The sequence below is a fragment of the Marinobacter sp. R17 genome (genome assembly GCF_003789045.1).
In the GTDB taxonomy this organism is placed as follows: Bacteria; Pseudomonadota; Gammaproteobacteria; order Pseudomonadales; family Oleiphilaceae; genus Marinobacter_A; species Marinobacter_A mangrovi.
In genome coordinates this window covers 112,449-138,417 of the sequence record NZ_RHGZ01000002.1, presented here as the reverse complement: position 1 = coordinate 138,417, position 25,969 = coordinate 112,449, and the positions used below count along the sequence as shown (strand labels likewise).

At 61.8% G+C, this 25,969-nt stretch carries 27 protein-coding genes; 4 read left to right on the top strand and 23 right to left on the bottom strand.

Annotation, left to right across the window (positions count from 1 at the left end; genetic code table 11):
• Positions 1-57 precede the first annotated feature (57 nt).
• Genes ccmI through ccmA form a run of 9 tightly spaced genes read right to left on the bottom strand, consistent with a single transcriptional unit; the run spans position 58 to position 7,190 of the window.
• Positions 58-1,320 carry a c-type cytochrome biogenesis protein CcmI gene (gene ccmI / locus EB809_RS02630; protein WP_123633256.1) on the bottom strand — a complete coding sequence of 421 codons (1,263 nt, stop codon included), beginning with the start codon at positions 1,318-1,320 and terminating at the stop codon, positions 58-60.
• Positions 1,321-1,337: 17 nt separating this feature from the next.
• Positions 1,338-1,829 carry a cytochrome c-type biogenesis protein gene (locus EB809_RS02625; protein WP_123633255.1) on the bottom strand — a complete coding sequence of 164 codons (492 nt, stop codon included), beginning with the start codon at positions 1,827-1,829 and terminating at the stop codon, positions 1,338-1,340.
• A complete protein-coding gene (locus tag EB809_RS02620; RefSeq protein WP_123633254.1) occupies positions 1,829-2,371 on the bottom strand; it encodes a DsbE family thiol:disulfide interchange protein in 543 nt (180 codons plus the stop codon). Before EB809_RS02620 ends, EB809_RS02625 begins: the two co-directional genes overlap by 1 nt.
• Positions 2,368-4,368 carry a heme lyase CcmF/NrfE family subunit gene (locus EB809_RS02615; protein ID WP_123633253.1) on the bottom strand — a complete coding sequence of 667 codons (2,001 nt, stop codon included), beginning with the start codon at positions 4,366-4,368 and terminating at the stop codon, positions 2,368-2,370. Before EB809_RS02615 ends, EB809_RS02620 begins: the two co-directional genes overlap by 4 nt.
• A 12-nt stretch (positions 4,369-4,380) precedes the next feature.
• Positions 4,381-4,851 carry a cytochrome c maturation protein CcmE gene (gene ccmE / locus EB809_RS02610; RefSeq protein WP_123633252.1) on the bottom strand — a complete coding sequence of 157 codons (471 nt, stop codon included), beginning with the start codon at positions 4,849-4,851 and terminating at the stop codon, positions 4,381-4,383.
• Entirely contained in the window at positions 4,851-5,066 is a 216-nt protein-coding gene (gene ccmD, locus EB809_RS02605) for a heme exporter protein CcmD (protein WP_123633251.1), read from the bottom strand. Before ccmD ends, ccmE begins: the two co-directional genes overlap by 1 nt.
• Positions 5,067-5,073: 7 nt before the next feature.
• Entirely contained in the window at positions 5,074-5,805 is a 732-nt protein-coding gene (locus EB809_RS02600) for a heme ABC transporter permease (protein WP_123633250.1), read from the bottom strand.
• A gap of 15 nt (positions 5,806-5,820) precedes the next feature.
• The gene (gene ccmB, locus EB809_RS02595; RefSeq protein WP_223807794.1) at positions 5,821-6,540 is read right to left on the bottom strand and encodes a heme exporter protein CcmB; all 720 of its coding nucleotides are present in this window, start codon (positions 6,538-6,540) and stop codon (positions 5,821-5,823) included.
• 5 nt (positions 6,541-6,545) lie between these two features.
• On the bottom strand, positions 6,546-7,190 hold the full coding sequence (ccmA, locus tag EB809_RS02590) for a cytochrome c biogenesis heme-transporting ATPase CcmA (RefSeq protein ID WP_123633248.1): 645 nt from the start codon (positions 7,188-7,190) through the stop codon (positions 6,546-6,548).
• Between the two features lie 274 nt (positions 7,191-7,464).
• On the opposite strand from ccmA, the gene EB809_RS02585 reads away from it, so the two are divergent.
• Together EB809_RS02585 and EB809_RS02580 are read left to right on the top strand one after the other, a co-directional pair.
• Positions 7,465-8,802, top strand: a complete 1,338-nt coding sequence (locus EB809_RS02585; protein WP_123633247.1) for a flagellar hook-length control protein FliK — start codon at positions 7,465-7,467, stop codon at positions 8,800-8,802.
• A complete protein-coding gene (locus EB809_RS02580) occupies positions 8,799-9,137 on the top strand; it encodes an EscU/YscU/HrcU family type III secretion system export apparatus switch protein (protein WP_123633246.1) in 339 nt (112 codons plus the stop codon). The genes EB809_RS02585 and EB809_RS02580 overlap by 4 nt, the downstream gene beginning before the upstream one ends.
• Here the strand turns inward: EB809_RS02580 and EB809_RS02575 are convergent.
• The 14 genes from EB809_RS02575 to flhA all read right to left on the bottom strand — a co-directional run bounded on the left by EB809_RS02575 (position 9,125) and on the right by flhA (position 23,777).
• Positions 9,125-9,514, bottom strand: a complete 390-nt coding sequence (locus EB809_RS02575; RefSeq protein WP_123633245.1) for a DUF2802 domain-containing protein — start codon at positions 9,512-9,514, stop codon at positions 9,125-9,127. The genes EB809_RS02580 and EB809_RS02575 overlap by 13 nt on opposite strands.
• Before the next feature lie 59 nt (positions 9,515-9,573).
• A complete protein-coding gene (locus EB809_RS02570; RefSeq protein WP_123633244.1) occupies positions 9,574-10,062 on the bottom strand; it encodes a chemotaxis protein CheW in 489 nt (162 codons plus the stop codon).
• A 150-nt stretch (positions 10,063-10,212) separates the two neighbouring features.
• Complete coding sequence (locus EB809_RS02565; RefSeq protein ID WP_123633243.1) at positions 10,213-11,103, bottom strand: chemotaxis protein CheW; 891 nt, start codon at positions 11,101-11,103, stop codon at positions 10,213-10,215.
• A 31-nt stretch (positions 11,104-11,134) separates the two neighbouring features.
• A complete protein-coding gene (locus tag EB809_RS02560; RefSeq protein ID WP_123633242.1) occupies positions 11,135-11,917 on the bottom strand; it encodes a ParA family protein in 783 nt (260 codons plus the stop codon).
• Positions 11,918-12,172: 255 nt separating this feature from the next.
• Entirely contained in the window at positions 12,173-12,955 is a 783-nt protein-coding gene (gene motD / locus EB809_RS02555; RefSeq protein ID WP_123633241.1) for a flagellar motor protein MotD, read from the bottom strand.
• Between the two features lie 11 nt (positions 12,956-12,966).
• Positions 12,967-13,707: a flagellar motor protein gene (locus tag EB809_RS02550; protein WP_123633240.1), complete on the bottom strand. Its 741-nt coding sequence runs from the start codon at positions 13,705-13,707 to the stop codon at positions 12,967-12,969.
• Positions 13,707-14,831, bottom strand: coding sequence for a chemotaxis response regulator protein-glutamate methylesterase (locus tag EB809_RS02545; protein ID WP_123633239.1), 1,125 nt, complete (start codon positions 14,829-14,831; stop codon positions 13,707-13,709). Before EB809_RS02545 ends, EB809_RS02550 begins: the two co-directional genes overlap by 1 nt.
• A gap of 16 nt (positions 14,832-14,847) precedes the next feature.
• Positions 14,848-17,040 (bottom strand): chemotaxis protein CheA, encoded by a 2,193-nt coding sequence (locus tag EB809_RS02540; protein ID WP_123633238.1) that lies wholly within the window; start codon positions 17,038-17,040, stop codon positions 14,848-14,850.
• Between the two features lie 13 nt (positions 17,041-17,053).
• A complete protein-coding gene (locus tag EB809_RS02535) occupies positions 17,054-17,839 on the bottom strand; it encodes a protein phosphatase CheZ (RefSeq protein WP_123633237.1) in 786 nt (261 codons plus the stop codon).
• A 17-nt stretch (positions 17,840-17,856) separates the two neighbouring features.
• Positions 17,857-18,243: a chemotaxis response regulator CheY gene (cheY, locus tag EB809_RS02530; RefSeq protein WP_123633236.1), complete on the bottom strand. Its 387-nt coding sequence runs from the start codon at positions 18,241-18,243 to the stop codon at positions 17,857-17,859.
• A 293-nt stretch (positions 18,244-18,536) separates the two neighbouring features.
• Positions 18,537-19,280, bottom strand: coding sequence for an RNA polymerase sigma factor FliA (locus tag EB809_RS02525; protein ID WP_123633235.1), 744 nt, complete (start codon positions 19,278-19,280; stop codon positions 18,537-18,539).
• 67 nt (positions 19,281-19,347) lie between these two features.
• Complete coding sequence (locus EB809_RS02520; RefSeq protein WP_123633234.1) at positions 19,348-20,160, bottom strand: MinD/ParA family protein; 813 nt, start codon at positions 20,158-20,160, stop codon at positions 19,348-19,350.
• Between the two features lie 109 nt (positions 20,161-20,269).
• On the bottom strand, positions 20,270-21,541 hold the full coding sequence (gene flhF, locus EB809_RS02515; RefSeq protein ID WP_123633233.1) for a flagellar biosynthesis protein FlhF: 1,272 nt from the start codon (positions 21,539-21,541) through the stop codon (positions 20,270-20,272).
• 58 nt (positions 21,542-21,599) lie between these two features.
• Entirely contained in the window at positions 21,600-23,777 is a 2,178-nt protein-coding gene (flhA, locus tag EB809_RS02510) for a flagellar biosynthesis protein FlhA (protein ID WP_123633232.1), read from the bottom strand.
• A 216-nt stretch (positions 23,778-23,993) separates the two neighbouring features.
• On the opposite strand from flhA, the gene upp reads away from it, so the two are divergent.
• On the top strand, positions 23,994-24,632 hold the full coding sequence (upp, locus tag EB809_RS02505; RefSeq protein WP_123633231.1) for a uracil phosphoribosyltransferase: 639 nt from the start codon (positions 23,994-23,996) through the stop codon (positions 24,630-24,632).
• A 2-nt stretch (positions 24,633-24,634) separates the two neighbouring features.
• A complete protein-coding gene (locus EB809_RS02500; RefSeq protein ID WP_123633230.1) occupies positions 24,635-25,903 on the top strand; it encodes a uracil-xanthine permease family protein in 1,269 nt (422 codons plus the stop codon).
• The last annotated feature ends 66 nt before the right edge of the window (positions 25,904-25,969 follow it).

Sequence of the window (25,969 nt, the reverse complement as noted above, 5' to 3'; positions counted from 1 at the left end):
GCAACGTTCCGACGGGCCACTTCCCTCCTCGGTCAGAAGAACCCAGGGACAGTCAGATCAAGGGACCTGCCGATCAATCGTGACGGCGACCGGTTGCCCGTCATACTCTGCCAACCTGACCGGCTCGCTGGCCGAACCCTGCCAATCACCACTCTGTGGAATCGCATTGCCGGACGACGACAAGCGCGCCGACACGATCACCTGATCGGCACTGGAGAGCGTGTTGCCCGGTGCCATGGCCATGCTGTCGTCCAGGGTCACGGTAACCGGCAATTGGCCGGCCTGTAGTCGGGCAACCGCCAGCGGCATCGGCGATCCACCGGCCGCCTTGGCGAAGACGAACAGAGTCGTATCGGGTTGGATCTTGTCCCGCAGGTTATCCGCCAGTGTGACCTTCACCGTCACAGCCGCCCCACCAGACGCCATCAGTTGATCGGGCACCGGCTCGCCAAGGCGCCGGTAGGCTTCCGCCACGCCCTGTTTGATGGACGGCAACTGGGGATGATCCGGCGCCACCTGGATGATGCGTTCCCAGTAACGAATCGCTTCCCGGTAGTCCTGCTGCTCGAAGGCATGGATGCCCAGCAGGCCCAGCGCATTGACTTCATCCGGGTTGCGCGAGCGCGCCTTGTCGATGGTGGAGGTAACCACCGGGGTCATGGCCCCTTTGCTGGCGAAGAAGCGGGCCTGTGCGGCCAGGCCCCAGGCGGTCGCCGCTTCACGGGGCACCTCCTCCACCTGTCCGGCCAATTGCTCGAACGCCCAGGCCGCCTCATCGTAGTTCTCGAGGCTCATGTAAGTGCGACCCAGCATGGCCCAGCCGTCCAGATTGTCCGGGCTATCCATGAGGCGATCCCGTAACTGTTCCGCCAGCGCGGCCATTTTCTGGTTGCGGCCCTGATCCGCCTGCTGCAGGGCCAGCATGGTTCGGTATTGCTCCATCTGATCCACACCACCCCAGTCGCGATACAGCCACAGGGAGACCGCCGGCACCGCAACGACGCTGATAAGAACGACGACCAGGGCGGCTCGGCGGCTTCGCCCCGGCCCTCGGCCGGGAGACTCGGGTGATCGATCCACATCGTCCAGTAACGTCCCCGCCAGCTCTTCCTTCATCTGGGCGTACGTGGGTGTATCGATCACGCCCGCCTCATGGTCCGCATCCAGCTCTGCCAGCCGGGACCGGTACGCCAGCAGATTCTGGTGCCGGATATCATCGACGTCCGCCTTCTGCGACCGACCGAAAAACAACGGGTAGAGGACAAAGACCAGCGCCAGTCCAATCAGTGCGGCAAGCGTCAGCCAGAAAGCGGTTGTCATAGACTCGTGACCATGAATCAGGAATGTTGGGAGGGTGTATCGCGGGGAGACTCGTCGGCATCCAGGAGGCGGTCAAGGCGCGCGCGATCCGCCTTACTGAGTACCGGTTCGTTGGTGCCTGCCGAGCGCCTGGAGCGAATCACCAAAATGGTGACGGCGACAATCCCCACCACCACGACGATCAGGGGCGTGAACCAAAGCAGCAACGTCCGCTTCTCAAGTTCGGGCCGGTAGCGCACGAACTCGCCGAAGCGGGATGTCATGGCTGTCATGATGGCGTCGTTACTTACGCCTTGCTGGACCAGACGATGCACTTCCGCCCGCATATCCGCGGCAATCGGCGCGAGGGAATCGGCAATGCTCTGGTTCTGGCACTTGGGGCAGCGCAATTCCTGCGTCAGGGTCTCGAAGCGATTCCGGTCGGCATCGTTGTCAAAGGGATAGGTGTCGCCGACCGCGTGGGCCACGCCGCTGAGAAGGATCAGAAAAAGCAGGCCAATCTCGCGCATCAGCCTTCCCTCTTGTAACGGGCAACCAGCGGTGCCAACTCTTCTTTCCAGACTTTTTCGTCCACCACGCCGACGTGGCGGTAGCGCACGGTGCCGTCCGCATCGATGATGTAGGTTTCCGGTGCCCCGTACACGCCCAGATCGAAGCCGAACGTGCCTTGTGGATCAAACAGGACCTTGCTGTATGGATTGCCCAGTTTGTCCAGCCATTTCAGCGCTTCCTCGCGATTATCCTTGTAATTCAGACCAATAATGGGGACGCCCTGTTCCCGCGACAGCTTGACCAGTTGCGGGTGTTCGACACGACAGGACGGGCACCAGGTCGCCCAGACATTGAGCAGCCTGACCTGGCCCTTGAACACATCCGGCAGGTAGGTGGTTTGCGGATCCTGCAGCGAGGCCAGCTGGAATCCGGGCACGGGCTTGCCGATCAACGCCGACTCCAGGGTTTCCTTGTCCCGGCCGATGCCGGCAGACAACACCACGCCGACCCCAACGGCGACCACCAACGGCAGGAACAGCAACACTCGTTTGAGACTCAAGACGCGCTCCCTGTAACAGTACTTGCTGAAGCGGGTTGTTGTGTCGACGCTTCCGGCGATTCACGGGTGACCCGCATCCGGTAACGCCGGTCGGCGATGGCCAGCGCCCCACCCAACGCCAAGAAAATCGCGCCCAGCCAGACCCAACGGACCAGCGGTTTGTACTGGATCCGCACGGCCCAGGCGGTGTCGCCCACAGGCTCGCCCAGCGCCACAAACAGGTCCCGGAACAAACCGGCATCGATCCCCGCTTCGGTCATCACGTTGCGCTGGACGGTGTAGACCCGCTTTTCGGGATAGAGCGTGGTGACCGGTTCTCCCTCGTGGGTGATCACAAACCGACCCTGTTCGGCGGAATAGTTGGGGCCTTGGCGATGTTTGAGGCTGTCGAAATGGAACGTCAGACCGCTCATTTCCACCGTTTCACCCGGCGCCATGCGCACGTCCCGCTCGACGCCATAGTTGGTGACAACGGTGGCGCCGGCCATGACGATCGCCACGCCCAGATGCCCCAACACCATCCCGTAATAGCTGCGGGTCAAGCGACGCAGGGCCGCCCAGCGTCCCTGGCGGGAAGCGGACCGGGCCCAGATGTCTCGGAAAGTGGCGACGACGACCCACGCCGCCGCAAAACAACCGGCAAACGCCCAGGGCTCCAGATGCCCCAGCCACAGCGGCACGATCACCGCCAACACCAGGCTGATCGCCGCTGGCCACAGCAATTGCCGACCCAGCCAGCCACCATCCGTGCGTTTCCAGCGCGAAAAAATACCGGCGCCCAGCAGCAGCGCCACGGCTATGGCCACCGGGCTGAACGTCATGTCGAAGAACGGTTTACCGACGGACAGGCTACCCGCGCCCAGATAGTCCAGCACCAACGGATACAGCGTACCGACCAGCACCAGCAGCATCGCCGCCATCAACAGCACGTTGTTGAGCAGCAGGAAAATTTCCCGGGACAGCGAGCCGTAGCGGACCCGCGTGTGCACCACCGGCGCCCGGAAAGCATACAGCGCCAGCGAACCGATGATGGTTACCGCCAGGACGCCGATCAGGAATTTGCCCCGCGCCGGGTCGGCGGCGAAGGCATGCACCGACGTCAGCACCCCGGAACGCACGAGGAACGTGCCCAGCAAACTGAGCGAGAAGGTGACAATCGCCAGCAACACCGTCCAGCTTTTGAACACGCCGCGCTTCTCTGTGACTGCCAGCGAGTGCATCAGCGCCGTGCCCGCCAGCCAGGGCAGCACGGAGGCGTTCTCCACCGGGTCCCAGAACCACCAGCCGCCCCAGCCCAGCTCGTAATAGGCCCACCAGCTGCCCAGTGCGATCCCCAGTGACAGGAAGCACCAGGCCACTGTGGTCCAGGGCCGTGACCAGCGCGCCCACGCGCCGTCCATGCGGCCGTTGATCAGCGCCGCAATGGAGAAGGCAAAGGCCACCGAAAAACCCACATAGCCCATGTAAAGCATCGGCGGGTGGATCACCAGGCCGAAGTCCTGCAACAACGGATTCAGGTCGGCGCCGTCTGCCGGTACATTCGGCAGCAGACGCGTAAACGGATTGGAGGTGATCAGGATAAACAGCAGGAAGGCGACGCTGATCATGCCCATGATCGACAGCACCAGCGACACCAACTCGGTTGGCAGGCGCCGGCTGAAAATCGCAACAGCGACGGTCCAGGCTGTCAGGATCAGGATCCACAGCAGCAGCGAACCCTCGTGGCTGCCCCAAACGGCACTGAATTTGTAGTACCAAGGCAGCAGGCTGTTGCTGTTGTTGGCCACATAGGCGACCGAGAAATCGTCCGTGATGAACGCCCAGGCCAGGCAGCCAAAGGCAATGGCCACAAACACGAACTGACCGCTGGCCAGCGGACGGGCGAACGCCTGCAGGTCCGACCGTTGGGTAATGGAGCCGGCCAGGGGCACCAGCGCCAGCAAAATCGCCAGCATCAGGGCCAGGATCAGGGCAAAATGGCCAAACTCGGGAATCATCGCGCTCTCCGCCTATTCCGTGACAACCGTTTTCACCGCATCTGCGGCGGCATCGTCACCGGTCTTTTTCTTCAGGGATTTGGCCACCTCCGGCGGCATGTAGTTTTCATCATGCTTCGCCAGCACCTCATCCGCGACAAACACACCGTCATCCCGCAGACGGCCGGTGGCCACCACGCCCTGCCCTTCTGCGAACAGGTCCGGCAGGATGCCGTCGTACTCCATGAGGACAGTGGACTTGAAGTCGGTCACCTTGAACCGGACCTTCAGGCTGTTGGGCTCGCGCTCGACGCTGTTGTCCTCAACCATGCCGCCAGCCCGGATGACGATGTCGTGGGGCGCCTCCCCGGCCGCGATCGCCGTGGGATCGTAGAACAGGTTGATATTCTGCCGGAAGGCGTAGACCGTCAGCCCAACGGCAATGCCCAAGCCCGCCAGCAGGAAGATCACGATGGTCAGGCGTCGTTTGCGGACGGGATGCATCAGGACGTGCCCTCTTCGGTTCTCGGTGTGGCCGTTGCGGTTTGGCGACGCGCCATTTTCAGCTGCCAGCGTTGACGATCGATCACCCGGCGACGCTGGAGGATCGAACCGATGACCAGGGTCGCCATCACCAGGAAAAACACGCCGTAGCAGGTCCAGACATACGGCCCGTGCCCGTTCATCGTCCAGAAATCGTGCAGCGAATCAAACGCCATAACAGCCTCACTCTACCAGTTCCCGGACCCAGCGCGCGCGCCGTTCCCGATGCAGGATTTCGGTCTGCATCCGCAGACAGGCCAGCCAGCCGAACAGCAGGTACAGCCCGACGATCGATAAGACCAGCGGTACCCACATCTCCGGCGGCATGCTGGGTTTCTCGGTCAGCTTCAGGGTGGCAGGCTGATGCAGCGTGTTCCACCACTCCACGGAATACTTGATGATCGGGATATTTACCACGCCCACCAGGACCAGCACGGCCACTGCCCGCGCAGCGGACTTCTCGTCGGCGATGGCGTTACCCAGGGCGATCACACCGAAGTACAGGAACAGCAGGATCAACATCGACGTCAGACGCGCGTCCCAGATCCACCAGGTACCCCAGGTGGGCTTACCCCAGACCGAACCGGTGAACAACGCCAGGAACGTCACCACGGCGCCCACGGGCGCCACCGCCTTGACGAACACATCCGCCAGTTTCAGGCGCCAGACCAGCGTCACCAGCCCCGCAGCCGCCATCATCACGTAGCAGGCCTGGGCCAGGAAGGCCGTCGGCACATGGATGTAGATGATCCGATAGCTGTTGCCCTGCAGGTAGTCTGGCGGTGCGAAGGCCAGCCCCCAGACAATACCGGTCAGCAACAGCAGCAAACCCGGCACCAGGAACCAGGGCATCAGCCGGCCGGCGATGCCATAGAACCATTTGGGGGAGCCGAGTTTGTGAAAGAACTGCCACATCAGACCTGTCTCCGGTTAACTGTTTGAAACGCTGATACGCAGGGCGGCGGCCGTGGCGAAAGGCGCGCAGGTCAGCGCCAGGACCAGCAAGGCGCCCAACAGCGCAAGGTGACTGGTGATCGGCAGGCCCTGGCCGGCAGCCATTACGGTACCGGTGCCGAAAATCAGCACGGGAATATAGAGGGGGATCACCAGCAGAGAAAGCAGGATGCCCGCCGAGCGCAGCCCCAGCGTCAGCGCCGCACCGATTGCGCCAATAAAACTGAGCACCGGCGTTCCAAGCAGCAGCGTTAGACAGAGGCAGGCGATCGAGTTCCCGTCCAGTTGCAGCATGAGGCCCAGCAGCGGCGTCATCAGGATCAGCGGCACCCCGGTCACCAGCCAGTGGGCAAATACCTTGGTCAGCACGATCAGGTAGAGCGGCTGGGGCTGGAGCAACAGCTGTTCCAGCACCCCTTCCTCGAAATCATGGCGAAACAGATGATCCAGCGACAGCAGGGTCGACAACAAGGCCGCCACCCAGAGAATGCCGGCGCCCGCTTCGCTCAGGAAAGCCTTCTCGGGACTTACGCCAAGCGGGAACAGCGACACCACCATCACAAAGAAAACCAGCGGATTGAACAGATCCTGTCGCTGGCGCAGGCTGCTCAGCAAATCCCGCCGCAGTACCGCCCAGCACGCGGGCCAGACCGGCACACTCTCCTGTTTGGGCGTCAGTCGCGGCAATTTCTGCATGGCACTCATACCGACAACGCCTCCCCGGCATGGATCTGCAGGTCGAGGGACCGGGCACCCTGGATGGATAGCCGATGATGGGTGGTGAGTATGATGGCCCCGCCAGCCGCCATGCGCTTTTCCAGCAGGCGTTCCAGGGATTCCACGCCAGCGCGGTCGATGGCGGTAAAGGCTTCGTCCAGAATCCAGAGCGGTTCGTCGGACAGGTAAAGACGAGCCAGTGCCACTCGACGCTGCTGCCCTGCCGAGAGATGGTGGCAAGGAATGTGGGCGAATGGCAGAAGCGACACCGCCTCCAGGGCCTCTTCCTGCTGATTCCGGGTCATCCCCGGATTGCGAGCCAGCAGCGCACCCAGATTCTCCAGCGGTGTCAGCAGGGGTTTGATACCGGGACGATGCCCAATGTACAACAGGTTCCGGAGAAAATGTTCCCGCGCCCGCCGAATCGGTTCGCCGCACCAGAGAATCTCGCCTTCATAACCGGCATGCAGCCCGGCCAGAATGCGCAAGAGCGTGGTCTTGCCGGCACCATTGGGTCCCTCAACCCGCAACAGGCTCCCTGCCTCGACCGCCAGATCCACGCCGGTGAACAGGATGCGATCGTCCCGCTCACAGCTGAGGCTGGTGGCTTGCAGAAGAGGAAATGACATCAGGTACCCCGGTGGCCGCTCACGATGTGCTTGCAGGGCACCATCGGCTTAGAATCGGAAGGCCGCACTATAGCCGAAATCAGGTCGGGATGCCGTACTGTTGAATCGTGTTTCATTGTTATCATGACACCCAGAAGAGCCCCAGGGAGCCTCTGCTCCGCTCCTTCGATTACACAAAAAGGTCCGAAAGGGTTTAACCTGAACAGAATAGTGAGAACGTGCCAGGGGAACAATGCCTCGAAGGGCTGATTCCCCTACTACAAACGGGCCAACCATGAAAATTCCCGTACCGGGACAGACACCCCCTACACCGGATAAGAGCACCCAAACGGACAAGGCCTCCTCCACTCGCCCCGGGCCCACGTCCGGCAGCGACGGCGAATCGGCTGCACTCCCGACAGTGAGCCCGCGTCAGCTGCTGGACCAGTTGCAGCTTCGCCAGAGTCAGCAGGTGCTGGCCCGGGTGTCGCAGGTTCTGGACAAAACCGCGTCCGCCCCGGAACAGCTCCTTTTGGAGGTGCGCGGCAAATCCCTGGTGGTCAACAGCGATACCCGCCTCCAACCCGGCGACTGGGTCAAAATCATGCGCGCCGGGAATGAGCTGCGACTGATGGGCCAGGTGGCCCAGGACACCACGCCGCAGGCCCGGATTGCCCAGCAACTGGCTCAACACCTGCCCTGGCAGCATCGACTGGATCAGGGGCTTGGCCAGTTGGCGCGGGCATTACAGACCCTGTCCTCACCGCCGACGGACAATCGCCAGACGACCGTTCCACCCCAGGTTCGCCAGGCCCTGGAGCAACTGGTTTCCCAATTGCCGCAAGCCGGCAAACTCCAGAGGGCCAATACCGACAACCCGGTCGACACGCTGAAAGCCTGGGTCCGCGACAGTGGCCTGTTTGCGGAAAGCCGCCTGGCGCAGGCGCCCGCGTCGCCACCGGCCGACCTGAAGCTGGCCCTGAACCGCCTCGTCACGGCCCTGCTCAACAGCCAGAATGAAGAAGCCGAAGCGTTCAACCGCTATGTACCCTTGACCAGCAAGGACCTGGTGCAGTCGCCGTTGCAGTTTCCCCAGGCCGGTTCGCCACTGGCACCGCCCCCGGCCCAGGATCAGCTCAACACCGGTCAGATGCTGCGCCTGCTGGCCGGCATGCTGAACCGCATTACGGTCAACCAGCTCCATAGCCAAACGCTGACGACGCGCACCACGGCGGATGCGCCGGTAGCGACGCCCACCTGGCTGCTGGAATTGCCCTGGCTGGACGCCCAGAATCAGCCACGCACCGCGCAACTCCGCCTGGAACACGATGGCGAGGACGCCGACAGCAACCGTCCCAAGCGGCGTGTGGCGGAGTGGCGGTTGACGCTGGCGATGGATCTGGATGAAGCGGGCGCCGTTACGTTCGAATTGGGCATTCAGCAGCAACAGGTGTCAGCCCGGATCTGGGCCGAGAAAACCGACACGCTGCGTCGGGCCAACGAAGAGCTGCCCCAGCTGCGTCAGCGACTCGGGGATCTGGGACTGGATGTGGTGGAGCTGGAATGCCGTCGCGGCCAGCCGCAGGGGGCCAAAACGCAACTGGATCATCGACTGGTGGATGTCAGGGCATGAGCACGGAAAACAGCACAGATTATCGGCGGGAAACGGCGGTCGCCCTGAAGTACGACGGTGAGCGAGCGCCCACCGTCGCGGCCAGCGGTACCGACGAACTGGCCCGGGAGATCATTCGGATTGCCCGGGAACACGGCGTACCGCTGTATGAGAACGCCGAGTTGGCCGGAATCCTGGGACGACTGGACCTGGACGAGGAAATCCCCGAGACCCTGTACCGGGTCATTGCGGAGATTCTCTCCTTTGCCTTCCACCTGCAGGGCAAGACGCCGGCCGATGCGGGCCGGACCGGGACAGACTCACCCGAGGCAGACGGACCGGCTCAGGCGACCTGACGACGACGCAGCGCGGACACCAACTCGGCTTCTGGCCGGGAGATGCCGCAGGTATTCATCAGGTCGTCGATATCCGCACCCAGGTCAACCAGGCGCGACGCCTCGTCGTAGGAAATTCTCAGCGGATCGTTCTGACGCATCTCGTCCACCGCAGCCCGCAACTCGTGCAGGCTGCGCTCGCAGGCAATCACCCGCTGTCCCACGCCCATGCTGCCACTGCTGGTGGCGTGCAGCTCGCGGCCCACGGTTTCAAGACGCTCCCGGAAACGGGTCTCCAGTTGCTGGATGCGACGACGATTGAGGATTGCCTGAACGCTGAGCAGGATCAGGGACCCTGCCGTGAGGGCCCAGGGTGCGATGTCTAGCCAGTCAGCCATAGCCTTTTCTCCCGGCTGGCAGCATCACACCCCGTGAAGGGCCCTCCGGTCGGGAGGGGTTACAGTGCGGCGATTTCCGCCCACTCGTGATCTGCCAGCATCTTGTCGAACTCAACCAGAATGATGAGTTCGCCGTTCTTGTTGCACACCCCCTGGATGAACTTGGCGCTTTCCTCGTTCCCCACGTTGGGTGCGGTCTCGATTTCACTGGACTTCAGATAGACGACTTCAGCCACCGAATCGACCAGGATGCCCATCACCTGCTGGGAGGACTCCATCACCACGATCCGGGTGGCATCGGTCACCTCGGCATCCGCCAGACCAAACCGGCGGCGGGTGTCGATCACCGTGACGACGTTGCCGCGCAGGTTGATGATCCCCAGCACGTAGTCCGGCGCGCCTGGAACCGGGGCAATCTCGGTATAACGCAGCACTTCCTGGATCTGCATCACGTCGATGCCGTAGGTCTCTTCGTCGAGCCTGAAGGTCACGTACTGCAGGACCTTGTCTTCTGCGCCCTGACTCTGTTGTCCACTTGGGGAAGCCATAATGTCCTCTCTTCAATCAGATGGCGCCCCCGGCAAGGGGCACCGCACAAACGCTGTCAAAATTCCAACACGGTTGCCCCATACTATAGAACAGGGCACAAAGCGTGCCATCCCGGGCCAACCATCATTTTTCAATATTTGTAAAACGAATCAGTTCAGATCGAGTTTCTGTTCCCGCTCCGCACGGGACAGCAGCTGGGTCATCGCCCCCACATCCAGCAGCGCACACATGTGATCCACCACCGTGCCCGCCAGCCAGGGCCGGCGGCTGCGCTCCGAGCGCCAGCGTACATCGTCCGGGCGCAGGGTAAAGGACTGGGCCACTTCGTCACAGGCCAGGCCCCACTCGCTGTCATCCAGCCGGATCACGAACTGGTAGCCGTCCCGCGCGCCTTCGGGAACCCGTCCCGACATCACCCATTCCGCGGTGTCCACAACCCGCAGGTTGTGTTCGCCTGACGGCATCATGCCCATAAACCAGCGGGGGCGCCCGGGAATCGAATGCAGGTCGGTATCCATGCGATGGATGGCTCCCAACAGCACCAGCGGAACCGCGAGCTGCAGACCTGCAACCCGGAAGATCAGACACTCGAACGCCTGATCCGCCCACTCTGGACGCCCCAGCGGTGCCGGCTGGGTATCGGGCTGGGCCGCGTCGGCTGGCTCGGCGATCACCTCTGGCGCCGGCGGTGCGGCCGTTTCTGTCACCACAGCCCGAGCTTCAACCTGCTGGAGTGCTTCCGCCTGACGCTGCTTCTCCGCCTCCGCCCGACGGGCCTTCACACGCAGGGCCTGCGCCCGCACGCGCTCACGACGGGCCTCGCGTTCAGCCTGTTTGACACGGTCCTGTTCCGCAACATCCACCGAGGGCGGCGCTTCCACCGGCGCGACCGGCGCTTCGGCTTTGACCTCCGTCCCGGTTTCGGTTTCGGTCTCGGTTTCCGTCGCCGTGCTGGTCGCCACGAACAACAGATCGTCCAGGTAACTGGATAGAGCCGCCGTGGGATCGACGTAGTCTGTTTTTTGACTCTTTTCCTGCATCAACGACTCCGGCGTCAACAAACTGACGTACTCATTCCTGGCCTTTGCCCTGTTCGATCAGATCATCCAGCAGACGCCGGTAAGCCCTGACACCATGGGTGTCACCACTGAATGCGGACGGCACCTGCCCCGCTTCGCTAGCATCCCGGAACTTGGTGTCCACAGGAACGGCGAAACGCCACAGGTCCTCGGGATAGGCTTTGCGCAATGCGTTGAGACTGTGGACGGACGCCTGGGTGCGACGATCGAACAGCGTCGGGATAATCGTGTACGGCAATGGCGTGTTGCGCGACCGGATGATCATCTTGAGCGTGTTGATCATCCGCTCCAGGCCCTTCATCGCCAGGAACTCGGTCTGCACCGGTACCAGAAGGCGCTGTGACGCCGCCAGGGCGTTCACCATCAATACACCCAGTGACGGGGTGTTATCCAGCAGCACGTAGTCGAAGTCGTCCCAGAGCTGCGCCAGCGCCCGGGAGACGATCAGCCCCATGCCCTCGACACCCACCATCTTTCGCTCCAGCGTCGCCAGCGCCGAACTGGCCGGTATCAACGACAACCCCGGGCAGGACGTCTCCAACAGCAGTTGCGCCGGCAGCCCCTCGGGCACCTTGCCACTGTGCTGGAACAGATCGAAGGCACTGTGAGCCAGACTGTCCGGATCATGCCCGAACCAGCTGGTCAGCGAACCGTGGGGATCGAGGTCGACAACCAGCACACGCTTACCCGACTCGGCCAGTAATCCACCCAGTGTGACCACCGTTGTGGTCTTGCCGACACCGCCTTTCTGATTGGCGACCGCCCAGATTCGCACGAAATCATTCTCCCGTTGAGCCTCATCGCAGTACCCTGCGGTGCCTGATTAGATCGCACTCACCGCTGCCATGACATTTATTTTTGTATCGGCTCCGTGACGGAAAACTTGAGCCGCTTCCGCAAGCCGACGACGCGGCAACAGGCAAACCTTTGCCCGTCGCTGGTGACGACAAGGATAAATACAGAAACCATGCCAGTTTCAGGGGATTGGAAGCGAAAATGAAACGCGGATGAAACTGTGGCTGACTGCGATCTAGCGAACGGCACCGCGGATACTGGCGTCCCTGGAGATCAGCAGAACCACCCGCCGGTTGCGGCTGCGCCCTTCCCGGGTGTCGTTGCGGGCCACTGGCTGGTACTGGCCGTAACCAATCGCTGCCATGCGCCGCGGATCGATGTGATTGCTCGCCAGCAAGCGGACAACGGCTGCCGCCCGGGCGGCCGACAGCTCCCAGTTCGAGGGGTAGGCCGCGGTGTGGATGGGCTGGTTGTCGGTGAAGCCTTCGACGCGAACGGCATTGTCGTAGCCGGACAGGATACCGGCAATTTTCTCCACGACCGGGAAGGCATCGTAATGGGGTTCGGCATCGCCGGAGCCAAACAGCAGGCTGTTCTGGAGGCTCAGTTCGATCCAGTTCTCGTTGGTCTCAACGGAAATCAGCCCCTTGTTGATGAGGGTCTGGAAATGGTCTTCAAGCTGGTTGGCGATGGATTCCAGGGCCTTGCTGCGCCCTTCCTCGTCGTTGGCTTCATTGGCCGGGGCAGTGGCCACCGGAGGTGCGATCACCTGATCTTCTGCGGGCGGTTCCGGGCGGGAAATACGATCCCCGACGGTAATCGGCTCCACCGAGTGCTGCGGCGCATTGAACACCCCGGTCAGGGTTTCCGAAAGCACTTTGTACTTGCCTTCGTTCACCGACGAGACAGAATACATGACCACGAAAAAGCCGAACAGCAACGTGATGAAGTCCGCGTAGGATATCAGCCAGCGTTCCCGGTTGTGCTGGTCGTCTTCTCTGGCGCGCCGGCGTCGCATAGTCGTGCCTGCTACTGGATGAAGCCCTTGAGGCGAAGTTCGATGGAGCGCGGGTTCTCCCCTTCCGCAATCGCGATGAGGCCGTCAATCATCATGTCTTCGTAGCGCGTGCGCTGGCGGGCAATGGCGCGCAGCTTGCTGGCGACCGGAAAGAACAGGAGGTTGGCCAGCGCCACCCCATAGATGGTGGCCACAAACGCAGTGGCAATGCCCGCCCCCAGAGTGCTGGGGTCTTCCAGATTGGTCATGACCTGGATCAGCCCCATGACAGCGCCGATGATGCCGATGGTCGGCGCATAACCACCCATCGCCTCAAACACCTTGGCCGCTTCGATATCACTCTGCTCGCGGGCATCCAGCTCCACTTCCATGATGCTGCGGATGGATTCGGTCTCGGCGCCATCGACCAGCAACTGCAGCCCCTTACGGGCAAACCGCTCCGGCTCGCGCTCGGCCAGTCCCTCAAGGCCCAGCAATCCCTGTTTGCGGGCGCGTACGCTCCAGTTGATGACCTTGTCGATACCGTCTTCAAGGCCGATATAAGGCGGCACAAACACCCAGCGGACCTGTTTGAGCGCCCGCTTGATGACCGGCCAGGAGGTTTGCAGGATCGTCGCGGCGACCGTGCCGCCCACCACGATCAGGCCAGCGGGCGCATTGAACAGGGACCCAAGCGCACCGCCCTCCAGGACGTTGCCACCGAGGATGGCGGCAAAGGCGAGGATGATGCCCAGTAAGCTGAGCACGTCCATCAGCAGACGCCCTCGACCATCCGCTCGCCAATGTCATCCAGGGCCAGTACTTCGTCGCTCAGGCCGGCCTTGGCGACCGCCATGGGCATGCCGTAGATCACGGAGGATTTCTCATCCTGGGACCAGATCACGCTACCGGACTGCTTCATCATCCGGCAACCTTCCTTACCATCGGCGCCCATGCCGGTCAGGATGATACCCAGGGTCTTGCCGGGAAAGCTGCGAGCCAGCGAGCCGAACGTCACGTCGACGCAGGGTTTGTAGGTCAGGCGCTCGTCGCTTTCCAGGATGCGCACCCGGCCATGCGGGCCCTTGTTCTCGATCATCATCTGCTTGCCGCCGGGCGCAAGCAGGGCCAGGCCCGGGCGCAGCATGTCGCCGTCTTCAGCCTGGCGGACCTCAATCTGGCACAATTTGTTGAGGCGATCCGCAAACGCCGGCGTGAAACTGGCGGGCATGTGCTGGATCAGCACGATCGGTGCCGGAAAACGGGATGGCAAACGGGTAAGAACCCGCTGCAGGGCAATGGGGCCGCCCGTGGACGTGCCAATGCCCACCACGCTGTAACTGCGCGGCTGGGTCTTGCGCGATGACCGGGCGGCTTCCGCTTCCGGCTCGGCCCGGCGCTGTGCCGGTGTGGGCCTGGCAGGACCACGTGTCTGCGGGCGAGCCGGTTGCGCGGGTGGCGGCGTGGACGGCACGGCCGGAGCCGGTCGAGTGCCGGGGCGACTGCGCGCCACATCCAGGATACGTTCGCGCAGGATCTTCTGGAGCTGGCTATTGTCCCGGGCAATTTCCTCGAAATTCTTGGGCAGGAAATCCACGGCCCCGGCTTCCAGGGCATCCAGCGTCACCCGGGCGCCTTCGTAGGTCAGCGACGAAAACATCAACACCGGCACGGGCCGGCGCTTCATGATTTCCTTCACGGCGGTGATGCCATCCATGATGGGCATCTCATAATCCATCGTGATCACGTCCGGGCGCAGCTTGTCCGCCATCTCGATCGCTTCACGACCGTTAGTGGCGGCACCGACCACGCGGATATTACCCGACGCGTTCAGGATTTCGGTGAGTCGCTTGCGGAAGAAACCGGAATCATCAACGACCAGAACGGAAACGGTCATTCAGGCATCTCCCCTGTTATCCGTAGTGCTGCAGCAGACTGGGCACATCGATAATCAGCGCGATCCGCCCGTCGCCGGTAATGGTCGCACCGGCCATACCCGGCGTGCCGTGGAGCATCCGGCCCAATGGCTTGATCACCACTTCTTCCTGGCCGATCAGCTGATCCACCACGAAGCCAACCCGCTTGGTGCCCATGGCGACAATGACCACGTGACCGTTCTCGGGGTCCGGGTTGCCCACGGCGCCGTGGATCAGCCAGTTCTTGATGTTGTAGATCGGGAACACCTTGTCGCGTACAACGATGCACTCGCGACCGTCGACGATGTTCTTCTTGGTCAGGTCCAGATGGAAAATTTCCACCACGTTGACCAGCGGCAGTGCGAAAGACTGGTCGCCCAGCATGATCATCAGCGTCGGCATGATCGCCAGCGTCAGCGGAACCTTGATCAGGATGCGAGAGCCTTTACCCAGCTCCGACTCCACATGAATGGTACCGTTCAACTGACTGATCTTGGTCTTGACCACGTCCATGCCAACGCCCCGCCCGGACACGTCGGAAATCTGGTCCTTGGTGGAAAAGCCAGGGGCAAAGATGAGGTTGTAGCATTCGTTGTTGGTCAGACGATCCGCGGCGTCCTGTTCGAACAATCCTTTTTCGACCGCCTTCTGACGCAGCTTGTCCGGATCCATCCCGCCACCGTCGTCTTCGATGGACAGCAGGATATGGTCGCCTTCCTGCTCGGCCGACAGCGTCACCACCCCCGTCCGGGGCTTACCGGCTTTTTCGCGCACATCCGGCGCTTCGATGCCGTGGTCCACGGAATTGCGCACCAGGTGAACCAGCGGATCAGACAGGGCTTCGACCAGGTTCTTGTCCAGGTCGGTGTCCTCGCCGTGCATGACCAGGTTGATTTCTTTCTTGAGGCTGCGCGCCAGATCGCGTACCACACGCGGGAAACGGCCGAAGACTTTCTTGATCGGCTGCATGCGCGTCTGCATGACGGCGGACTGGAGATCGGTGGTCACCACGTCGAGGTTGGCCACCGCCTTGTGCATCTGTTCGTCTTCGCTGTCGTTACCCAGGCGCTGCAGGCGGTTACGCACCAACACCAGTTCGCCCACCATGTTCATGATGTCGTCGAGGCGTTTGGTGTCCACGCGCACGGTGGTTTCGGCAGCCGGCTGGGTGTCCCGCTGTGGAACGGCCGGGGTGGCGGGCGATTTATTCTCGTCCTTATTGGCGGGAGCCGCCGGTTTCTCAGCCTTCTTGGGCGCCGGTGCCGGTTCCGGTTTCTTCGCCGCCGGCTGGCTGACGCCCGGGACACCGGGGCCTTTGCCGGAGCCGTGCAGTTCGTCCAGCAGGTTCTCGAATTCGTCGTCAGTAATCAGCTCATCGCCACCGGCCGTCTTGGCGGCCGCATCCGATGAACCCCCACCCTTCGACTCCGATTCGACGGAGCCCTTGAATTGCCCCTTGCCGTGGAGGTCATCGAGCAGACTCTCGAACTCATCGTCGGTGATTTCATCGCCGCCGCTGTCGCCGGCATGTCCGGTAGCGGCGGGTTTGTCATCCTCTGCCGGCTTGCCGCTGTGCTGGCCCCTGCCGTGCAGCTCATCCAGCAGGTTCTCGAACTCGTCGTCGGTGATCTGATCGCCGCCGCTGCTGTCGCCGGATGAAGATTTCTCATCCTCAAGGGCATCCAGCAACTGCTCGAATTCTTCGTCGGTGATATCACCCTGGTCCGCATGGCCGCCGGCTTCAGCCGCCGGTTCAGGCTTGGGAGCTGCCTCCGGCTCGGGTGCGGCGGGGGCCTCACCTTCGGGCAACGCCAGGGCATCCAGCGCCTCGATCAATGCCGGATCGGCCGGTGTCGGTTCCTCCCGGTTGCGTACCTGGTCAAACATGGCATTGACGTTGTCCAGGGCTTCGAGGACCACGTCCATGAGATCGGAGTCGACCCGGCGCTTGTGGTTACGCAGGGTGTCAAAGACGTTTTCCGCCGAATGACAACAATTGACCAGCGCTTCAAGCTGCAGGAAGCCGGCACCACCCTTGACGGTGTGGAACCCACGGAAGATCGCGTTCAGCAGATCCCCGTTATCCGGATTCTGCTCCAGATCCACCAGCTGTTCGGACAGCTTTTCGAGTATTTCACCAGCCTCTACCAGGAAGTCCTGGAGAATTTCTTCGTCAGCATCAAGCGCCATGCAGTGTCCTCACTCAAAAACCAAGGCTGGACAGGAGGTCATCGACATCATCCTGGCCGGATACGACATCCTCACGCTCTTTGGCGTTCATTTGAGGGCCTTCGCCTTTTTCGATTGTTGTCGTTGTTTCGCCGATATCATGGACAGTGCCGGTGATTTCATCGACATGGCTGGCCATGACCACCAGGCTGAGCAGGTGTTCTTCCACTTCCTTGACCAGCGCCGTGACCTTCTGGATGACCTGACCGGTCAGGTCCTGGAAGTCCTGCGCCAGCAGGATCTCGGACAGGTTGCCGTAAAGGGCTTCCGCATCGCTGGCCGTTTGTTCGAAGAAGTTGTCGATCCGGTTGTACAGCTCGCGGAATTCGCCGGCGCCGATTTGCCGGCGGCGCAGCTTGTGCCAGTCGGCTCGCAGCGCGACGGCCTGCTCCCGCAGGCTGTTGGCCTTGGGCATCGCCTCTTCCACGATGTCCATGGTGCGGTTGGCGGCCTGACTGGTCATGTCCACCACGTACGCCAACCGGTCGGAAGCGTCCGTGATCTTGGACAGGGCTTCCTGCTGCTCCGGGTTCTGCGGATCGATATTGAAGTTGCGAATGGCCTCGTGGAGGCTGCGGGTCAACCGGCCAACCTCACGGTAAAGGCTCTGGTCCCGGACATCATTCAGTTCATTAATCAGGCGCATCGCCGCGGCGTAATCGCCGGCGTCCACCTGTTGCTTCAGTTCTTCCGCCTGGTGCTGCAGCTTCTCAACGACATCGGGATCGAGGGAGCCGGCCTTGTCTTTTTTTGTGCCCATGATTGGCGCTCTGATACTCAGGACTGGATGCGTTCGAAAATCTTCTCGATCTTTTCCTTCAGGACAGCCGCCGTAAACGGCTTCACGACGTAACCGTTAACGCCGGCCTGAGCCGCCGCCACGATCTGGTCACGCTTGGCTTCCGCCGTCACCATCAGGATCGGCAGGTTCTTGAGGTTCTCGTCCGCGCGAACGGCCTGCAGCAGTTCAAATCCGGACATGCCCGGCATGTTCCAGTCGGTGACCAGAAAATCGTATTTGCCACTCTTGAGCATGGGCAGCGCGGTGTTGCCGTCATCCGCCTCGTCAGTATTGGTGAAACCGAGGTCGCGAAGCAGATTCTTGATGATCCGTCGCATCGTGGAGAAGTCATCCACGATCAGAATTTTCATGTTTTTGTCCAAAGGGACCTCCAATCATTACAGCCCGGAATACCAATCCAGCGTCCAGTTCAGTGTCCGGCAATCCATACGATACCGGCGCCACTGAAAGCACCGCCTATTCTGTCGCGTCAACGCCCGCTGTAAAGCGTCCGTTACCAAAAACTACAGTTCCGGGATCGTAGCCTGGGCATCAACGCTGACCACAAGCTCCCGGAATTCGATGTCAACTTTTTGCTTGTCGCGCCTGATGTGGCGCGTCCGCCCATTCTGCCCTGCTCCACCGGTGTTTTGCGAACCGGCTTTGAACGGCGTGGCTAACGGGCTTCCTGCCAATCCGTCAGACGTGATTTCAGGCGCAATGCCGCCTGACTGTGAATCTGGCTGACCCGACTTTCACTGACACCGATGACGGCGCCGATTTCTTTCAGGTTCAGCTCTTCCTGGTAATACAGACTCAACACCAGCTTTTCCCGCTCCGGCAGCGCCGCGATCGCCTCGGCCAGACTGCGCTGGAATCCGGCTGCCGACAGCTCTTCGAACGGACGATCGGGCACGGCCTCTTCATTGTCTATCGGCAGCTCTCCCGATTCATTTAGCTCATCCAGACTAAAAAGACGGCCGCTGTTGGAATCGGCCAGGCAGGCATGGTACTCCGGCAGGGTCATGTCCAGCTCGTCGGCGACTTCGTGATCCTGAGCCTCGCGCCCGGTCCGGTCTTCGACGGCCTTGATCGCCTGGGCGATGCGACGGGAATTGCGGTGGACGGAACGCGGCACCCAGTCGCCCTTGCGAATCTCATCCACAATGGCACCGCGAATGCGGATACCCGCATAGGTTTCAAAGGAAGCGCCTTTGCCGGCGTCGTACTTCTGAGCGGCCTCGAGAAGGCCGATCATGCCGGCTTGCATCAGGTCTTCAAGCTGGACAGAGGCGGGCAATCGCGCCAACACATGCAACGCGATCTTTTTCACCAGCGGCGCATGATCCTCGACCAGTTGATGGGCCGATTTGCGCGAGCTCGTCTGTTGGTAGATTCCCAGGCCTTTTGCCAACGTCATCAATCCGGATTACCCGTGTGTTTCAATCGACCGTCATACCACGCCACCTGTCGGTCAGGGTACTCCATCAGGCGTCCACCAGGCGCTCAACGAAAAATTCGAGATGCCCCCGTGGAGAAGACGGGAGCGGCCAGTTGTCCACCTGCTGGGCCAGCGCCTTGATCGCCAGCGAGGCCTTGGCGCGTGGGTAAGCGTCAAGCACCGCACGCTGCCGTTGTACCGCTTTTTTGACGGCTTCGTCGTAAGGGACGATGCCCACATATTGTAGCGCAACATCCAGAAATCGCTCGGTAACCCGGGTCAGTTTCCCAAACAGATGCTTGCCTTCCTGCTCGTTGCGAACCTGGTTGGCAAGGATGCGAAACCGGTTCACCCCGTAGTCCCGGTTCATGAGCTTGATCAGCGCGTAGGCATCGGTAATGGAAGTGGGCTCGTCGCAGACCACCAGCAGCAATTCCTGAGACGCCCGCAGGAAGCTGACCACCGATTCGGAAATGCCGGCAGCGGTGTCAACGATCAACACGTCGATCTGATCGCCCAGTTCGCTGAAGGCGTTGATCAGGCCAGCGTGCTCCATGGGCGTCAGCTGGGTCATCCGCTGGGTGCCGGACGAGGCGGGAACGATCTTGATGCCGCCCGGGCCGTCGACCAGGACATCGCGCAGGTCGCACTCGCCGTTCAGCACATCATTGAGATTGTGGTTCGCAGTGATACCCAGCAGGACGTCGATGTTGGCCAGCCCCAGATCGGCATCCAGAACCACCACCCGACGCCCCATCTGTGCCAGTGCAATAGCCAGGTTGACCGAAACGTTGCTCTTGCCAACGCCGCCCTTGCCACCTGAGACGGCGATCACCTGGACCGGGTTAACTCTACTCATGCCGGATACAGTCTCTCACGACAACTCTTGATAAGGATGGCCGGTTGATAACCGGCTCGATAGTGGAGCCCATGAACGCCCTGCGGCTGTTCCGGCGGACTCCCGGGCCTCAGGCGCCGGCTGCAACCACAGCGGTTTCCCGAACCTGTTTCAGACGCTCCACACCCAGTCTGACCAGTGGAGCCGCCTGTGCCGGATGAATGTCCTCGGGGATGCGCTGCCCATCGGTGTAATACGCCACCCGAAGACCCGTTTCCATGGCAAAGCCTAGCACCTCGCCGAGTGTCAGGGCTTCATCCAGTTTGGTCATGATACACCCGGCCGGATTCGCCATCTTATAGCAATGCCACGTGGATTTCATAATGCGAGGCTGGCTGGTGGCTGCCAGCACCAGGTAAGGCTTGACCGGATGCCGGCTTGCAGCCAGCTCCTCAAGCTGTTCCTGGTGGCCGCGATCGGAATGGGTCAGGCCCGCCGTGTCGATCAGAACCAGGCGTTTATCGGACAGGTCATCGAGGATCTGGTCCAGGGAATGGCTCTCATCCACCACCCGCACCGGCACGTTCAGGATGCGACCGAATACAAACAGATGCTCATGTGCCGCGATCCGATAACGGTCGGTGGTGACCAGCGCCAGGGAATCGGCGCCGTGCTCCAGGACATAACGCGCCGCCATCTTGCCGATGGTGGTGGTCTTGCCAGAGCCAGTGGGGCCCACCAACGCGACCAGACCACCCTGCTCGACCAGTTCCTGCTGCTGGGTGCGCAGGCCGGCCGCCAGCGTGCGCAACGCCCGCTTCCAGCCCTCTTCCAGTCGAACACCAGCCGCGTTACGAGACAGCGTGGAGGCCAGCGTGTGGGACAGTCCGTACTCTTCCAGTCGCTCCATCAGGCGCTGCTGACTCGCGTCCACCGGGTCGTTTGCCGGTCCATTTGCAGCGGCCGGAGAACGACGCTCGTTGACCATATCCCGCAGCGAATGGATTTCCGCCCGCATGGCTTCGAGGGCCGCATGGGTGGCGTCCTGAGCGGGTTCGGCAGCCGCCGGTTCCGGCGTGGTGAAATCAAGAATGTCCTGCTCACGGGGTTGGCGCTTTTCACGAATTTCCCGGATACGGTCCCGCGAGCGGCCGAGTTCTTCCTCCAGGCGGCGATGTTGTTCCGCCTGCATTTCGGCCAGCCGGGCGCCATTGGTGGCTTCGACCGCGGCGGTGCCCAGACGCTGGCGCGCCAGATTTTCGTCATAGTCGAGAGCCGTCACAATTTCGACGCCCCCGTCCACGCGCCGGTTCGACAGGATGACGGCATCCTCTCCCATCTCCAGGCGAACCATCTTCAGGGCTTCCGCCATGGTTGGAGCAAAAAACCGTTTAACCTTCATGATGACCTACCTCCGGTGGCGCCGCGGCCCGCGACGCCTTGCTGTTGCTGGGCGAGCCTCACTGCTGGCCCACCGACGCGACAATCGTAATCTGCTTGTTGTCCGGCACTTCCTGGTAAGACAGGACGTGCAGGCGTTCGACCCCGTAACTCACAAAGCGCGCCATGACATGCCGCAGTGGCGCCGAAACCAGCAGGATGGCGGGCTTGCCCATCATTTCCTGACGTTGGGCCGCGTCCTGCAGGGAGCGCTGGAGCCGTTCCACCATGTTGGGCTCCAGCACCAGACCGATATCGTCCTGACCGCCGGATTGTTGACTCTGTTGCATGGACTTCAGCAACATCTGTTCCAACTCTGGATCCAGGGTGATGACCGGGATCTCGGATTCGTTGCCACAGATGCTCTGGACAATCATCCGACGCAGGGACTGGCGGGCGGCTGTTGTCAGGATCCGGGCGTCCTGGGTCTTCGGCTGTACATTGACGACCGCTTCCGCAATCGACCGCATATCCCGGATCGGCACCTCTTCTTTCAGAAGGCTCTGCAGGACTTTCAGCAGCAGACTGATGGAAATCGTGTTGGGTACCAGCTCTTCCGCCAGCTTGGGCGACATCTTCTCCAACTGCTCCAGCCACTTCTGGACTTCCTCGTGACCGATCAGCTCGTGGGCGTGCTTCTGCAGGATCTGGTTAAGATGGGTCGCCACCACGGTGCTGGCATCCACCACGGTGTAGCCCAGGGTCTGGGCCTGATCTTTCTTGTCCGGTTCGATCCAGCTGGCATCCAGGCCGAACGCCGGATCCTTGCCCTCGATACCTTCAATTTTGCCGAACACCTGCCCCGGGTCGATCGCCAGTTCCCGGTCCGGGTGGATCTCGGCTTCGGCAATGGTCACGCCCATCAGGGTGATGCGATAAACGTTGGGCATCAGGTCCAGGTTGTCGCGGATATGGACCGACGGCATCAGGAAGCCCAGATCCTGAGACAGCTTCTTGCGCACGCCCTTGATCCGGGTCAGCAGCTGGCCGCCCTGGGATTTGTCCACCATGGGGATCAGGCGGTAACCCACTTCCAGGCCGACGATATCGACCGTGGACACATCGTCCCAGCCCAGTTCCCGGGATTCGGTTTGCGGACCGGGCAAGGCCTGCTTCTGCGCGCCATCGCCGCCGCCCTGCGGACCGCCGGAAGGCGCCGAGCGCGGCATACCGCCCCCACGCGCCGGAAAGACGGTCTCGTCCTCTTCCACCTGCTGCTGGCGTTTCCAGATGTAGTAGGCGCCCGCGCCGGCAATGAGACCGAGCCCTATAAAGGCCACGTGCGGCATCCCCGGGATAATGCCCAGGATGATCAGGATGGCGCTGGCAATAAACAGAATCCGCGGTGCGGTGAACATCTGGGACAGGATCTGCTGGCCCATGTCCTGACTGGAGGTGACCCGCGTCACCATAATGGCGGCGGAGGTGGAGAGCAGCAGCGACGGAATCTGGGCAACCAGACCGTCACCGATGGTCAGCAGCGCGTAACTGCGCATGGCATCGCCGAACGACAGCGAGTGCTGCATCATGCCGATGGCCACGCCGCCGGCGATGTTGATGAACAGGATCAACAGGCCGGCGATCGCGTCGCCCTTCACGAATTTGCTGGCACCGTCCATGGAGCCATAGAAATCCGCCTCCTGGGCGATTTCGGCGCGACGGGCCTTGGCTTCGTCCTGATCGATCAGGCCGGCGTTCAGGTCGGCATCGATCGCCATCTGCTTGCCGGGCATGGCGTCCAGGGTGAAGCGGGCGCTGACTTCCGACACCCGACCGGCACCCTTGGTGACGACCATGAAGTTGATGATGACGAGTATGGCGAAGACCACCAGGCCGACGGCGTAGTTGCCGCCGATCAACACGGCACCAAACGACTCGATCACCTTACCGGCGGCGTCGCCCCCTTCGTGACCGTTGAGCAGGACAATCCGGGTCGACGCCACGTTCAGCGCCAGACGCAGCAAGGTGGCCACCAGCAGCACCGTCGGAAACGCGGCAAACTCCATTGGCCGCAATGCGTACACACACACCAGCAGGATGACGATGGACAGGGTGATGTTGAACGTGAACAGCACGTCCAGCAGGAACACCGGCATGGGCAGGATCATCATGCCCAGCAGTGCCATCAGCAGGACCGGGATGCCCAGGTTGCCGTTTGTCAGCGATTTGACGTTATTGAGGACCAGCGCTCTGTCCACGACCCGATGTTCTCCAGTAAACAGGGTATCTCACGTGCCGAGATGTCGTTTTTTTGACGGCACGACTGTATCTGGAGGGTATTCCGCAATAAGCGTACCAACCGACGCTCAACCCGCCCGACAAGGGGATTGCGGCCTACCCGGACTGACTGAATCGGGGAAGTAAGGTATCCTTGGTGAGATTTTATGTCCCTATTTTAGAAAAGAAGGTGAGCCATGCCCGTCCTCGAGGTAAAGCACCCCCTGATCCGCCACAAACTCGGCCTGATGCGCCGGGCGGACATCAGCACCAAGAACTTCCGTGAGTTGGCGCAAGAGATCACGGCCCTGCTGACTTACGAAGCCACCAAGGACTTCCAGCTGGAAAAACAGACCATCCAGGGCTGGGCCGGGCCGGTGGAAGTGGATCGCGTGAGCGGCAAGAAAGTGACGATTGTCCCCATCCTGCGTGCCGGCATGGGCATGCTGGAAGGCGTCCTGACCCTGATCCCCGGCGCCCGCGTCAGCGTCGTCGGCCAGGTCCGTAACGAAGAAACCCTGGAAGCCAGCACCTACCTGGAAAAGCTGGTCGGCGAACTGGACCAGCGTATGGCGATGATCGTCGATCCCATGCTGGCCACCGGCGGCTCGCTGATCTCCACCATTGACCTGCTCAAGAAGGCCGGCAGCACGGAAATTCGTGCCCTGGTCCTGGTGGCGGCGCCGGAAGGCATCGACAAGGTCCAGAAGGCCCATCCGGATGTCTCCATCTACACCGCGTCCATCGACGAGCGGCTGAACGAGAAAGGTTACATCCTGCCCGGGCTCGGTGATGCCGGCGACAAGATCTTCGGCACCAAACAGAAGGAAAACTAAACATGCAGACGAGTCCGAACGAGCCGGTATGGCGCCAGGCCCTCGCCGGCGCGCAGATGTTGCTGGTCGCCTTCGGCGCCCTGGTCCTGATGCCGCTGATCACCGGTATGGACCCCAACGTTGCCCTGTTCACCGCCGGTATCGGCACCCTGATCTTCCAGATCATCACCGGCGGCCAGATCCCCATTTTCCTGGCCTCCTCCTTTGCCTTCATTGCGCCGATCATCGCCTCCAAGGCCAAATTCGGCATGGAAGAAACCCTGGGCGGCCTGGTGGCCGCGGGTGTCCTCTACATGATCCTCAGTGGCGCCGTGAAACTGCGGGGCACCGGCTTCCTGAACCGCCTGCTCCCCCCGGTCGTCATCGGTCCGGTCATCATGGTCATCGGGCTGGGTCTGGCTTCCACGGCGGTCAACATGGCGATGGGCAAGGCCGGCGACGGCAGTGCGCAGCTCATCCCCTACAACACCGCGATCTGGATCTCGATGATTTCCCTGCTGACCACGATTCTCTTCGCGGTCTTGGGCAAGGGCATGTTCCGGCTGATCCCCATCATGTTCGGCGTGATCGTGGGCTACATCGCCTCTGCCATCATGGGCATCGTCGACCTGTCACCGGTCAGTGAGGCGGCTTGGCTGCGCATCCCGGATTTCGTCGCACCGGAATTCGGTTGGGGCGCCATTCTGTTCATGGTTCCTGTCGCCATTGCGCCGGCGGTTGAGCACATCGGCGATGTACTGGCGATCGGCACGGTCACGGGCAAGAACTACATCCAGAAGCCGGGTCTGCACCGCACCCTGCTGGGTGACGGCGTGGCCACCAGCGCTGCGGCGATGCTGGGCGGTCCGCCCAACACCACCTATTCCGAAGTCACCGGCGCGGTCATGCTGACCCGCAACTTCAACCCGCGGGTGATGATCTGGGCGGCCATCGTGGCAATCCTGCTGGCCTTCATCGGCAAGTTTGGCGCCGCGCTGCAGACCATTCCGGTACCGGTCATGGGCGGCATCCTGTGCCTGCTGTTCGGCTCCATTGCCGTCGTCGGTCTGAACACGCTGATCCGTCACCACGTCGACCTGTCCGAAGCCCGCAATCTGGTGATTGCCGGTGTCACGCTGGTCTTCGGTATTGGCGGCATGGCCCTGGGTCACGTGGAGGGCATCGCTCTGTGCGCGGTGGTGGCCATCGGGTTGAACCTGATCTTGCCCGGCAGCCAGGCTGCGTGGGGCGATTCGACCATTCCCAACGGCGATTCCCCGGCGGCAGAATAGGTCGGGCCTTGAGCAGGCGCTCCTCTTAGCGGAGCGCCTGTTGTCAGGGCTCGTCCCTGACAACAA